Genomic DNA, 12,965 nt, shown 5'->3' with positions numbered 1-12,965 from the left:
ACATCGCCATCGATTGCGCAGCGACGTCCGGTACCGACCCATCGACGCTGGTACGCGCCGCTCGGGATTTTCAGGACAAGGAGCCGAAATTTGCTGCGGCGGTGGCGTTGTTCGCTCTGTCCAGTTTGCTCGCCGGCGGTGGATATGATCCGGCGCCGACCGATGCAGCGGAGGCGGTGAAATATCTTTGGGCCGCCGCGCTTAAAATCGGGGCGCTCGGGTGGGCAGAGGAAGAACTTGACAAGCAAATGGGTCGGCAATGTGCGGTTGGTCGGGAGATGTTTCAGAGCGTTGCCAGGGCTGCGGTGGACCACCTGCGGCGAAGCAAGGGCACCCAGTGACTCGCGTTGAGCAGCGGCGTCCGCGAGTTTGTGACCGCTTTCGACTCAAGTTTGCCGTCCAACCGGACGAACAACAGGTTCCTTAGCGGCCATAACATCCGCCCTTGTATTTTGGCTCAGCGCGAACCGGCAAGTGAAGATCACAAACATCATGAATACAATTTGCTCGGAAAGCGGAGTTACCGGGAAAAAACCATAGAACTGAACTACCGAAAATCTTTCTACAACCCATATATTATGGAAGACGTCCGCTATGATAATTCCGGCGGTTGTTTTTATGCCCCAGTTCGGTCTAACGAATAAGAGAACTGCTGATGCTGGATCAAGAATTGTTAAGGATGCCCAAAAGATTCTGCTGAATATCGGAAATCCTGGTCCGTAATTGTAATCCCACAAAACACCATGCAAGAGTATAGCCGCGAGGTGATTGTATGTGGCACCGATTAGGCAAACCGCATAAATCACTCGAAGTGTTAAACTTATTTTTTTCCTCTCTTTTGAACGTTCATTCGGCTCCTCATCACAAGCTGTCATAGCCCCATTAAGGTATACCCCAGAGGAACGGTTAGTTGAGACAGTTTTTCGCGTTAATAGGGTAGTTTTCGGTATTTTGATACGATAACGGGAAGGCGTCTAGAACCGTATAAGACACTTTGTGACCATTTATGCCTATGCCCACGGCAGCACGATCAACCCGGATCCTGCGACTCATCGGCGCGCACTGTATACGGCGGGCAGCCGGATCATCGGTGCTGAAAGAGGGGGCCGGACACGAAAGTAAATCTTGCGTGCGCTTGACGTGAACGATACGAGAACATTTCTCCGCTTTCTTGCCCGAAAACGGATTTGTTGCCTACCCTCGCTGGTACCGCAGGTTATCAGACACTTTTGAGCTTTCCCGACAAATCCTTGATTTTCGGATTGAAAAACGCACGAATAGGCTACTTTCGTCATGCCGACCTTCAGGGTGATCTGTGTGTCGGTCATCTCCACTACCTGCGCAGGTGCAGATAGCGGAGCACACCGTTATCGTCTCGGCATATCGGCACGGTAGACAGTGAAAATCATCGAATCTTGCCAAATATCTTGGTGCAGCTTTCGTGCCGTCGTACCGCGATCAGGCCGCGACTCTCGCCGCGCTGGCCGCATACACCGCGGTTTCGAAGTCGAGATAGCCGCCGACCGAGGTTGGGTCGGCGAAGGGGAAAATCTGGGTTGCCCAATAACCGCCCACGCCACTGGCGCGGTCGATCCAATAGTAGCAGTTGGCAAGGCCCGCCCAGGCGAGCGCGCCGGCGGGGCGGCCGGTGGGTGCTGGCTGGTCGTTTATCATGAACGTAAGCCCCCAGGATTTTGGCATTCCAGGAAAGAATTCGGCGTCGTGTGTGAGTGCTGCGACCACACCGGGAAGCTTCTTGATTTTCATGTCTCCCAAGCCGTTGCGGGCCGCCATCGCGACGGTTTCGGCTTTCAGTACGCGGCCGTGTTCGCCCATCCCGTCGTTCAACCACATCCGGATGAAGCGCATATAGTCGCCCACCGTGCCGTAGAGCCCGTGACCACCCATGTGGACTTCGGGATCGGGCGGCAGTTCGAAATCGGTCGCGGTCAGGGAACCATCTTCGCCGCGCTGGTGGATGCGCGCGAGGCGACTCCGCATGTCCGGGGTCAATGCGAACGAGGTGCTTGTCATGCCGAGCGGTGCAAAAATTCGCTCCTGCATCACGGCACCCAACCGCTTGCCGCTGATCGCCTCGACCACCTGGCCAACCCAGTCGATATTGCAGCCATATTCCCAGCGTGTGCCGGGTTCAAACAGTAAAGGTCCGTTGAGCGATGCCTTACTGCCTGTCACGATACTCGCGAGTTGGCCGCTCTGTACCATCCGATTGTAGGATTCGTTGAAGAAATCGTAGCCCAGACCCGCCGTGTGCAGCAGAAGCATGCGGGTGGTGATGTCTTGCTTCGGTGCACGCAGTCGCGGGGTGCCATCATCGGCGAAGCCTTCGAGAATCTGGAGCTCGCCGATTGCCGGCACATAGTGTTTCGCCGGCGCATCGAGGTCGAGGCTTCCGTCTTCGACCAGTTGCAGTGCGGCGGTCCCGGCGATCGCTTTGGTGGTCGAGAAGATCGCGAACACGGACTCCGTGGTCATCGGCGTGTGGTCGGCGAGGCTGCGCATCCCGGCGGCGCCTTCATATATGTTGCCGTTTCGATCCGTCGCCATTGCGACCACGCCGGGCACGCGCGGGGTGCCTGTGGTCACGCGGGCGAGCACCGCGTCACAAGCGGATTTCAGGTGATTTGACATGGGTTTCCTCCGTTTTTGAGCGCACCGGCCAGGTGCACGGCGCGCATCATAGAGGCATTCCAATGATTTGTACAGACAGAATCCGGGTGCCCCAACCGCGCCGTTCCCGGGCCAAATCACCGTTCCCGCAATCGGCCGTTCCCGCCATGGCTGGCTGAACCCTGTTGACGATCGATCACTCGCGGTCACCTCAGAGCCGATCGGACAATGCCGGTCGGGCTTACAAGTGTTCCGGCTGAAGACCCATTCGTCGCTGTTATTCGTTTCTGCTCGCTAAAACCCATATAGCCGATGTGCATTGGTCGTGAGCACCGCGTCGCGCTGCACTGCATCCGGCAACCACATCGTCAGCAGGTCGAGCAGCGCACCGATATTGGGCATGGCATCATGGTTCGCGACATGCGGCCAGTCGGACCCCCAGACGCAGCGCTCCGGAGCCGCTGCCACGAGTGCCTGGGCGAGCGGGATCGTCTCGGCATAGGGCGGCTTGGCCAGCCGGTACGCGCCGGAGAGCTTGCTCCAGGCGCCATCCTTGAGCAGCTGGATCATTAGCTTCGCGGCAGATGATGCGATGCCATCGCCGGCCGGGAAGTGGCCCATATGGTCGATCACCGCCGGCACTTTCAGCTGGGATATCCGGGTGGCCAGCGGTGCGAGGGCGCGGTCAGGAATTGAAGATGCCAGCCATGGTCGAGACAGATCGCCTCGAACCGGTCGAGCGCGTCGAAGCCGAGCCCGCCGCCATAGAGTGTGTTGATCCGCAGGCCGCGGATACCGGCATCGTGCATCTGCTGCCAGTCGCGCGCGGGCAGCTCCGGCGGCGCAACCGCGATCCCGCGCAGCCGGTCCGGATGCGCGGCGAGGGTTTCCAGGAGCAGCGAATTGTCCACGCCGTGAACGCTGGCCTGCACCAGCACGCCATACGCCATGCCTGTGGCATCCAGCATGTTCAAATATGCTGCCGGCGGTGCTGGCGGGGCGGTATAGCTGCGGCCCTCGATATAGGGCGGCGGCCCAAGGACATGGGCGTGGGTATCGACCGCCTTTGCCGGCACCTTGAAGCTCTTGGGTCCGTGTGGCGATGGGTCAGGCCCTGGGCATTCGCGCGTCATGCAAGGCTCCATATTTCGAGCCGCAGTCTAGACGCATCGGCGGTCTTGTATATGCCGCGCGCCTGATGCTTGGGGAGCGCCCCGCTCATCCCGGCTGTTCCAGGGTCATCCCGGACTGTCCGCCCGCGGTCATTGCCCAAGGTCAAGCAAGGCGTAACCAGCGTAACCGGGGATAGAACACGCTGACCCCAAGGCCTATGATGACCAGGGCGGTTGCCGCCATCTTCCAGGCCGGCATCGGTTCACCGAGCCAGACGACTGAGGCGGCCATACCAAAAACCGGCACCAGCAACGCCATCGGGCTGATCGTGGCGGAGGGATACCGAGCCAGCAGAAACGCCCAACTCGCATAGCCGAACCAGCTATTGCCGACCGCCTGCCAGACCACCGCCGCCCAGCCCCACGCCGTGGCATGGCGCACGGCATGCACAATGACGGATGGGCCATCGACGATCATAGAGAGGATGAGCAAAGGCGGCGCGGAAAACAGGCTGGCCCAGACAACATAGGCAAGAAAATTACGCGCGCCTCCTTCACGCGCGATGATGTTGCCACAAGCCCAGCAACCGGCGGCAAGCATGACCAGAGCGAGGCCGAGCGGCGTGGTATGGCCGTTGACGTGCAGCGCGATCACGATAATGCCCGCCACCGCCAGCAGGCAGGCGATGATCTGGAAGCCCTGCAGCCGCTCGCCGATGCGGGCCATGGAAATGAAGATGGTGAAAAACACCTGGACTTGGATCACCAGGGAGGCGAGTCCCGGCGAGATATGCCCATCCAGCGCCAGGAACAGGAGACCGAATTGCCCGGCGCCAATAGCCAGACCATAGGCCGCCAGATTGCGCCACGCGACCGTCGGCCGCGGCAGAAAAAATACGCCGGGCAGTGCGGCCAGGCTGAAGCGCAGACCGGCGAGGAGAAAGGGTGGAAATTGATCGAGCCCGAGCCGGATGATGACGAAATTGGTACCCCAGACGGCCACCACCGCCAATGCGAGCAAGGCGTGCCGGGTGCTCAGCGTGGTATTATGCATGAACGGTCGTTTCCAAAATGTGGCGTCTATTTTGTTGTGGGGTTGGCATTTTTTCCGCCTAAGCCTGTGGCTTCAAGGTAGGTTTGCAAGGATTTGGATCGGCGCGAGCAAGCCAGCTTCGATCTGGGTGCGGATATGCGCTAGTTTTTGTGCTGCCTCTGCTCCCATCAGCACCCCCAGCCCGAGTGCAGGCGCGGGGCCGGCGCGCGCCGCCATTTCGGTGAAGAATGCGCAGGCGCGCTCGCGCTCGTTGATTTGGCCGCGTACGACGAACCCGGCTTTTGTGAGCGCGCGGCGATAATCCAGCGGCGCAGCGACAAACGATAGGGAAGCGTCGCCGGCCCAGGGCAGCGGGAAGGTCAACGCGCCCTCGCCCGTTCGCATGATGTCGTAAATGGCGATCTGCCCGCCGGGCTTGAGCATCGATGCGATCTGGACGAACAACGCCACCTTGTCGGCGATGTTCATGCCGACATGTAGCATGGTCGCGGCATCGAAGCTGCGAGCGGCGAAGGGCAGCGTTAATGCGCTGCCGCATACCAGGTCGATTTGCCCGGACAGGCCGAGCCGGGCGTTCAGGCTGTTGCCGACATCGACATATTCGGCCGTAAGATCAATACCGGTCACACGCACCCCGTGGCGCGTCGCCAGAAGCCGCGCCGTTCCGCCCAGGCCACAACCGATATCGAGCACGTTCTGGCCAGGCTGCAGTGCCAAGTCTTCCGCCAGCGCTATCGTGGCTGCAGGCCCACCGACGTGGAACTCATCCACCGCGCCTAACAGCTCCATCAGCGCTGCGGGCGGCAACGCGGCCTGCTCGCCCAGGACGGCCAGTAATGCAGCGCCGAGGTCGCCACGGGTGTAATGGCGCGCGATCAGCTCGTTGAGTGGTTCCATGTCGGCGGACTAGGCGATTGCTGGCAAGGGGTAAATATCCGCGTGCAGATTGGGCGCGTCTTTCATCCAAAGTCTGGCACCCTCGGGCGCAGACTGTCGGGTGTTGTCCTGCCCGGTCGGAAACGGCTCCACCTGCGTGCGGCCAGCGTCTCACCGGCCAAGCTGATCGTGCCGGTCACCACCAGCGGATGTAGCCCGCGCAAATTGCATAGGGTCGTGTGTTCCCGGGTGGCAAGAGCCTCGAGCCACACACTCTGCACCGTTGAACAACAAGCCCGCCGTCGGTAGGCGGCGCACGACCGGCGCGGAGTCAGCCGCGCGGAATCGGCAAAGCGTGTCGAACATGACGCAGCCCGGCACCGATGCTGATACATCCGACGTGCTTGGCGGATTGCGAACAGAGTTGCCAACGTCCCGCCACCTCGCGCTATAGACGGCAGGAGAGGTTTGCGCCTCAGGCGCGCCTTTCTCAGGCAATCTGGGCTTGCCCGCTCCAACTCACAGGACGCACAAGCAGTATGGCCTGCCTCCGTCTGGTTTACCGAAACGATCCTGGCGACTACGAAAAGGGTATCAAAACCACCGACACAGATATAGACTCACTCAAAGTCCAACACGCCGATTTCCAAGGATAGTGGAGATACACCATCATACAGAGATGCATTAAATATTTCTTCGGTTTTCATGCGCAGACCCAGAGGCGGTTTCACTCCAAGAACCAATTTGGGATGCCATTTTGCCAATGATCTATGAGGTTAATCTCCCAAAAGGTTACATCGTCAGTGATGATCGCGGGCGTATTGATATGGAGGTGGTCCATGAGGCTTTGGCCGGTGTCTATTGGGGACTGGATCGCCCACGTGCTCTGACTGAGCGGAGCTGGGCAAACTGCCTCTGCTTTGGCATTTACGCAGCCGACGGCGGGCTGGTTGGGTTTGGTCGAGTGCTGACTGACTATGCCCTACGTGCCCATCTGGGCGACGTATTTGTTCGCCCAGATTTGCGTGGATCCGGCCTCGGGAAGATGCTGGTTGAAGCTATCCTGGCGCACCCCGATCTCGCTTCTGTCTCGCATTGGACCCTGACAACAGAGGACGCCCATGGACTTTACCAGCGGTATGGGTTCCGCATAGCCGAACCAGATGGCAAATGGATGACGATGGTTCGCACATCCACGTGAAGGAAAAAGGGTAGGAAATTCACCCTTCAGTGGTATGATTGCTAAACAAGCAAAACCAAAGGGAGTCAGGAAGTGCGCAAGGACATTGAATTCTCAACGGAAGATGGGACGATACTCCGCGGGTGGCATTTTACGCCGGCGAGCCTCAGCGGGTCAGTTCCAACAATTGTAATGGCTCATGGTTTTTCAGCCGTCAAGGAAATGCACCTTGATCGGTTCGCCGAAATCTTCTGCCAAGCCGGCATGGCGGCGCTGGTTTTCGATAACCGTAATTTCGGGGCCAGTGACGGCGAGCCGCGTCAGGAGATCGATCCGTGGCAGCAAGTTCGGGATTATCGCGACGCGATTACGTTTGCTGAGACTCTGCCAGAAACGGATCGGCTGAAAATTGGTATCTGGGGATCGAGCTATTCTGGTGGGCATGTGCTCGTTGTGGCGGCCACTGACCGCCGGGTGAAGGCAGTTGTGTCGCAAGTTCCGCTAATAAGTGGTCACGCCAATGCGAGGCGGTTGATCCGGTCAGACGTATTCAGTGGACTCCACGGCATGTTCGATGAAGACCGACGGAACCGGTACAAAGGCGGTCAGCCCGCGATGATTCCGGTTGTGACGGAGGACCCCACTGGTCCCGCAGCGCTGCCGACGGCGGATTCCTGGGCTTGGTTCACTGCGACCCATAGGGAGCGGGCGCCCTCCTGGCGGAATGAGGTAACTCTGCGTTCAGTGGAGATGTTCACTGAATATGAACCCGGGATCCATATCGCGCACATTAGTCCAACGCCGCTTTTGCTGATCGTCGGTCTTGGCGATCATCTGACCGTCGCGGATCAGGCATTGTCAGCTTACGAGCAAGCGCTGCAACCCAAGAAGCTTGTAATGCTGAACGGCGGCCATTTTGACGCATACGTTCACGATTTTGACAAGGCTTCTGGAGCGGCCTGCGCCTGGTTCAAGGAACATCTTGCGTCCGGCTCTGATTAGAGTAAGGCCCATTTTGCGTCCACCAAATATGTGAAGCACCTCGTTTGGTTTGGGTTTAAAATCGGGCACCAGCGGGCAAGTATAGTCAACAGTTCATTATTCTTATTTTTCGACAATAGTAAAACCTAAAAATTGGGAGAAATGTAATGAAATATATCGCCGTTAATGGCTGCAAACTATGGGTCGAAGACACCGGGGATATTGCTAAGCCCGCAATTCTGTTTAGCCACTCCCTATTTTTTGATCATACGATGTTTCATCACCAGCGAGACGAACTGGCCGGTGATTATCGGATAGTGGCGTATGATCATCGTGGCCAAGGTAGGAGCAATCCGGCCGAGCGCGCCGAGCAATCGATGGACCATCTGACCGAGGACGCGGCAGGTCTTATCAGCGCGCTGAACCTTGCGCCATGTCACGTCATCGGGAATTCTATGGGCGGTTTTATTGCGCTCAGGCTTGCTGCCCGATACCCCGATTTGATTGCCTCGGTTGTGCCGATAAACTCGTCTGGTGAAGAAGAGCATAAGAAGACGGATTTTGCTCCGCTCGTTGAGTCGATGGCAGCAAACGGAACTGAACCCTTAATAGATACGCTCATGTATATCATGTTCGGTGATACTTTCCTTGCGGATCCAGATCGCGCCAAAGAAAAAAACCATTGGCGTCAGAAGATGCTGAATCTTCCGAAATCCATTGCGGATTCAGCACATCAAGTCGTTTTCCGTCAGTCGATTCTTCATGAGTTGAAAGATTGTCGTGTTCCTGTGTTTGCGATCGCCGGCGACGAAGATCATGCTTATGGCGCCAAGGAAGCGAAAAACATAGCTACAGCGTCAGGAGGAAAGTATCACGTTGTTGATAAAACCGGGCACTCGGCATCAATTGAGAAATATAAAGTCATCAATGAGTTAATATTAAATCACATCAAAAATACGAATAAATAATCAATAGAAACGTGTTTCAGTAGCACCATCATGAAACACGTCCGGCGACTTTTGCTGTCTGTACGAAACCCTGGGTATGCGCTAGACTTGGGTTATTCAATCTTCCAAACGGCCTGTTTTCTTTTCCACTCACCGGCACAGGCCGTTTTTTGATCCACGTCCGGAGCGGTCCGCGTCAAGTTTTTGTCCTACCCGCCGGCTCCCTACCCTCTCCGTTTTTAGGTCTCCTCTGCTTGATCACCTTCCCGTTCATCCCACCAGACAGCTTGGCGGCAGCAACCCGTCGTGGCCCCAGAACGTTATAAAGACGCGTCAGATTGATGCCGGTGATCTCCACGATCTCAAGCGTCAGATACTTGTCTATCCGAGGCCATAATTTTTTTGCTTTGGCCATCGCGCGCTTGTCAGCTTCAGGGTCAGGTTCTCGATAGTTCGAGATCAACCGACCTTTCGGAGCATCCGGGTAGTACGCGGCAACCTGTCGTGACCCCAGAACGTGGTGCAGACGATACAGCTTGATACCGGTGATCGCCGAGATCTCATCCGCCGTATACTCCTTCAACAGAGGCCATAACCTCTTTGCTTCGGCAAACGCTGGTGCGTCAGACTGCAAGCGCGTAAAACGGCGATAACCAGAGTCAAGCGATCTGGCCACAAACCGAACCGCAATACGATCCGCGGGTGGTGCTACCGGAGGGTCGGGATAGTTCACGATCAGCCGATCATTGGGCGCGGGCAATTTGGCGAACGCACGTTGGGTCAGGATCGATATATCGGACCGCCATTTGATCTTCGCCAAACCCTCGATGATTCGCTGCTGTTCAGCCGCGTAGACTTGCAGTTGCTCGTAGGTGATATCCCGGCCGCGCCGCATCTGCGCGTCTCTCGGATCGAGGGGATGAAGCGGCCGGTCGAACTTACGCAGGCTGGCGATATGGCACTGCTTGCAGAGGCATAGCAGCCGACGAAGGGTACGAATTTTGCTGCGTTTGTCATATTCCCACCGGTCGAACGGCCGCTGGAAATTTGTCCTGCCGCAGGCCTCGCATTTGAATTCGGAGCGACGGACCACGAGCCGCTTCAAATCCAGGAACATATCCCTATCGAGCAAGTCGGCGAGAAGTGGCATGGTGGGGCCATGCGGTTCATACCCCAGCAGATTGCCGCCCAGACTGCGATCCTCCCCGGCGATCGGCGTATGAACTTCGTCGTCGGTCCAGAGTATGTGGCCGGCACGGAAGGGGGTCCGAGCGATCCGGGGAAGTCCACGGGCCCTTTGCATCACGGCATCCGCAGCCAGGTCACGATTATCGGCACGCTCAATGGTCGCCCTGTCCTGCCATTTGGTGGTAATCCTGCCCGCTCATCAGCAGAATGCTCGACATCAGGTGATTTCGTTCAGCCGCAGGGTTGATACCGGCGTTCCTGAGAACGGTGCCGGTCCGGCCAAAAAACTCCGTCTGGGTGTAATAGGGCAGTGGCGGAAACCCGTGCAGCCGGGTCATCGCGATCGACATCTCATAGGCCGCGGAATCCTCGCCGAGACATTCGATCTTGCCCAGGGTCAAGCCGGGCGACGTTGCCATCACCCGATAGCATCCGTTCACCGCCTGCACGACCTGAGACATGCCACCGCTCTGATCGTATTTCCGGAAGAGCTGGACGCCGGCATAGACGGCGCGAGGAATCGGCTGGGCAGGTAGGGCCGCCCGACCCGATGCCGAGATCAGCATCGCCAGAGCGAACCCCGTCAGGCTGACCCGGATTGCGAACATACCCTGATGCTCCATTCTACCCATCCCTTGATGAAAGTTTATTCACGCAAATCGTGGTTGGCAAATGTTTCGGACACGGCAGTTCGGCAGCCCCGAGGGAGCGGTATTCCGATCGCGCGCATCATCGATATCGCCGGGGCTGCCGCCCGAATCTGCGAAGCCGGGCATAGCAGAGCACGACCGTCCCGCCGGCAGCGCCAATCGCCAGGGCCTGCGGCAAGGTAAGGTGCCGCATGATCCGGAATTCGATGTCGTAGATTGCGGCGCGCTCGCTCGCTCGATCGAATGGATCAGGCCGTGCACGGAACCCTCCCCTGCCTGATCATTGTCCCGGGCTCATGCGCCGCTGGATTGTTGCATCTGGCGCCCTGCGCGCGGTTCGCCGCGCCCTGTTCACGCTTTCCTGCCTGCCCCGGCGTCGAGGGATCATCCGCCGACCCGCTCTCGTGTGCCGGCGGCACCGAGAGCTCCGCCATCAGGACGACATCGCCCGGTTCGGTCGAGCCCGACGGCGGGATCGCTTGGCCGAAGACCGCGATGAGATGGTCCAGACTGGCGAGGTAGGCCTGCACCGCGATGCCGCCCAGCGCCGCCTGGATCCGCAGCTCCTCATCTGGGATGAGCGTCATGAGATTGCGGCCAGCCGGTAACGGCTGCTGATCCGGTGGAGCCCCCTCGACCGGTCGGCCCGCGCCGGCTTTGGCGTCATCACGGTGGATGACTGGGCGCTGGAGCATGAAGCGTTTCAAATCATAGCGGGGACGCTTGCGCCCATCGCCGTCCGGTGCATTTTCGGGCATGCGCGGAAACACCTGGAACGCCTGATAGTAGAGGCCGGGTGCCCGCATTGCCGGATCAATTCCGGCCAGAGCCGCCGCAACCGCACCGCCGAACGCCGCATCACCCGCCTCACCGACCAGCGCGTCAGGTGCGGCTTTCAGCATCACCGCCTCGATCGTCGGCGCCAGTGACCGGATGATCGCCTCGAACGCCCCGCCCGGCCCGGCCGTCGCCGGCGCATCTTCCTTCAGCGCGGTGAGTGCTGCCTGGACCCAGCCCGCGCGGGTCATGCCCGCCTGCTTTCCGGCGGGCAGCAGGGCGAGCGGGCGATTGATCCGCAAAGCCCCCTGCGCCTTCGGCTCGGCATCGAACGTCTTGGCATAGACCCGGAAGCGCCCGTAGAGCATGATCGCCTCACCCTCGATCAATCCCCTGACATCCTGCCAGTCGACCCGTGAGACCTGGCGGACCTCGGCCTGCATGCCCTTGATGATCTGGAGATTGGCGTTGCCGAGCATGGACAGCGCTGATTCCCCCATCCTGACCTTGAGCGCCACGATCTCCTGAAACCCGAGCAGGAAGAACAAGCCGAGCTTGCGCCCCATCGCCATCATCTTGTCCATCGAGGTCACGGCGTAGTAGCCGACCTCATCGAAGATCACCGGGAACGGCGTCGATGACTCGGCCGCGTTGTTCGCGATGATATCGTCGAAATTTCCCTCGAGATCCGCCCCCAAGGTCTGCGCCATCATGTTGCGCAACGTCGCCACGACGATCTTGCCCAGCGCCGCCGTGCTTTCGCCGGAGTTCTCCAGGGTCGGGAGATTGACCGCCAGTATCCGGCGGTTGAGCACGATATCGCGCATGTCGATGTCGCTGCTCTCGACCTTGAAGATGTGACCGAGGGACACCGCCATCTGGGTGAAGGTCTGGGAGAAGTGCATCACGGCAAAGGAATGCTGGCGTGCCGGTTCATCGCTGCGCCGCAGGGCCTCCTCGATCTTCGCGGCGGAGGTATCCTTACCGAAACTGCCGACATCGAACCCGCCGGTCTCGCCCAGATAGGCTTGCAGCGGGAACAGATAGGCGGGGGGTATTGCCGGTTCCTCCTTGAGGTCGATCTCCGTGAAGGTGCCGGCCTCGGGATCGCGCAGGCGGTATTTCGCGTGCAGCGCCAGGGCGATGACCGAGCGCAGTTCGGTGGCCAGGCGGATTTTCTCGATATCGATCGGGATGTTGCGGTTGTCGCGCAGCCAGACCAGCACGGGGGCCAGGGCACCGAGTAGAGCAACCGCGCGCGAGAGAAAGACGCCGTTCGGATCGTTGGCGCCGCCCTGCGGGTTGCGCTCGATCTGGCTGACCAGCAATTCACGCAGCACATCGGCGTTGCACGACGCGAACGGATTGAAGGTGTTGGTATCGCGATTGCCGCTCGCGACCAGAAAATTCAGCGCCACCACGTCATCCTCGCGGTTGAAGCGGCGGGCCTGGGAATAGAGCATGGCGTACAGGCTGTTATCCGCCTTGCCGTCGACGAAGATGAACCCGCTGCCATGGATGAGGGAATTCGCGACCATGCTGACCAGCGTGTAGGTCTTGCCAGCACCG

At 59.1% G+C, this 12,965-nt stretch carries 12 protein-coding genes; 4 read left to right on the top strand and 8 right to left on the bottom strand.

Annotated elements, in window-relative coordinates; translation table 11 throughout:
• A partial coding sequence (locus tag B7X49_RS17150) for a hypothetical protein (RefSeq protein WP_286840372.1) occupies nt 1-341 on the top strand: 341 nt, incomplete at its 5' end.
• Nucleotides 342-1,458: 1,117 nt separating this feature from the next.
• Here the strand turns inward: B7X49_RS17150 and B7X49_RS17145 are convergent.
• From B7X49_RS17145 to B7X49_RS17125, 5 genes are all read right to left on the bottom strand, one after another.
• The gene (locus tag B7X49_RS17145) at nt 1,459-2,652 is read right to left on the bottom strand and encodes a serine hydrolase (RefSeq protein ID WP_286840370.1); all 1,194 of its coding nucleotides are present in this window, start codon (nt 2,650-2,652) and stop codon (nt 1,459-1,461) included.
• A 273-nt stretch (nt 2,653-2,925) separates the two neighbouring features.
• Nucleotides 2,926-3,264: an amidohydrolase family protein gene (locus B7X49_RS17140; protein ID WP_286840368.1), complete on the bottom strand. Its 339-nt coding sequence runs from the start codon at nt 3,262-3,264 to the stop codon at nt 2,926-2,928.
• Between the two features lie 11 nt (nt 3,265-3,275).
• Nucleotides 3,276-3,764 (bottom strand): amidohydrolase, encoded by a 489-nt coding sequence (locus tag B7X49_RS17135; protein ID WP_286840366.1) that lies wholly within the window; start codon nt 3,762-3,764, stop codon nt 3,276-3,278.
• Between the two features lie 142 nt (nt 3,765-3,906).
• Nucleotides 3,907-4,797, bottom strand: coding sequence for an EamA family transporter (locus B7X49_RS17130; protein WP_286705114.1), 891 nt, complete (start codon nt 4,795-4,797; stop codon nt 3,907-3,909).
• 72 nt (nt 4,798-4,869) lie between these two features.
• Complete coding sequence (locus tag B7X49_RS17125) at nt 4,870-5,694, bottom strand: class I SAM-dependent methyltransferase (RefSeq protein WP_286705115.1); 825 nt, start codon at nt 5,692-5,694, stop codon at nt 4,870-4,872.
• A gap of 742 nt (nt 5,695-6,436) precedes the next feature.
• On the opposite strand from B7X49_RS17125, the gene B7X49_RS17120 reads away from it, so the two are divergent.
• From B7X49_RS17120 to B7X49_RS17110, 3 genes are all read left to right on the top strand, one after another.
• Nucleotides 6,437-6,874 carry a GNAT family N-acetyltransferase gene (locus B7X49_RS17120; RefSeq protein ID WP_029311978.1) on the top strand — a complete coding sequence of 146 codons (438 nt, stop codon included), beginning with the start codon at nt 6,437-6,439 and terminating at the stop codon, nt 6,872-6,874.
• Between the two features lie 72 nt (nt 6,875-6,946).
• Entirely contained in the window at nt 6,947-7,855 is a 909-nt protein-coding gene (locus B7X49_RS17115) for an alpha/beta hydrolase (protein WP_286705116.1), read from the top strand.
• Between the two features lie 146 nt (nt 7,856-8,001).
• Nucleotides 8,002-8,802 (top strand): alpha/beta fold hydrolase, encoded by an 801-nt coding sequence (locus B7X49_RS17110; RefSeq protein WP_286840364.1) that lies wholly within the window; start codon nt 8,002-8,004, stop codon nt 8,800-8,802.
• Between the two features lie 175 nt (nt 8,803-8,977).
• Here the strand turns inward: B7X49_RS17110 and B7X49_RS17105 are convergent, their stop codons facing one another.
• From B7X49_RS17105 to B7X49_RS17095, 3 genes are all read right to left on the bottom strand, one after another.
• On the bottom strand, nt 8,978-10,084 hold the full coding sequence (locus tag B7X49_RS17105; RefSeq protein ID WP_286840362.1) for a hypothetical protein: 1,107 nt from the start codon (nt 10,082-10,084) through the stop codon (nt 8,978-8,980).
• 37 nt (nt 10,085-10,121) lie between these two features.
• Nucleotides 10,122-10,592 carry a hypothetical protein gene (locus B7X49_RS17100; protein WP_286840360.1) on the bottom strand — a complete coding sequence of 157 codons (471 nt, stop codon included), beginning with the start codon at nt 10,590-10,592 and terminating at the stop codon, nt 10,122-10,124.
• Nucleotides 10,593-10,867: 275 nt separating this feature from the next.
• On the bottom strand, nt 10,868-12,965 hold a 2,098-nt coding region (locus tag B7X49_RS17095; RefSeq protein ID WP_286840358.1), incomplete at its 5' end, for a TraM recognition domain-containing protein.

Source organism: Acidiphilium sp. 34-64-41 (assembly GCF_002282635.1).
GTDB lineage: Bacteria > Pseudomonadota > Alphaproteobacteria > Acetobacterales > Acetobacteraceae > Acidiphilium > Acidiphilium rubrum.
This window is presented reverse-complemented; position numbering and strand designations above follow the sequence as displayed.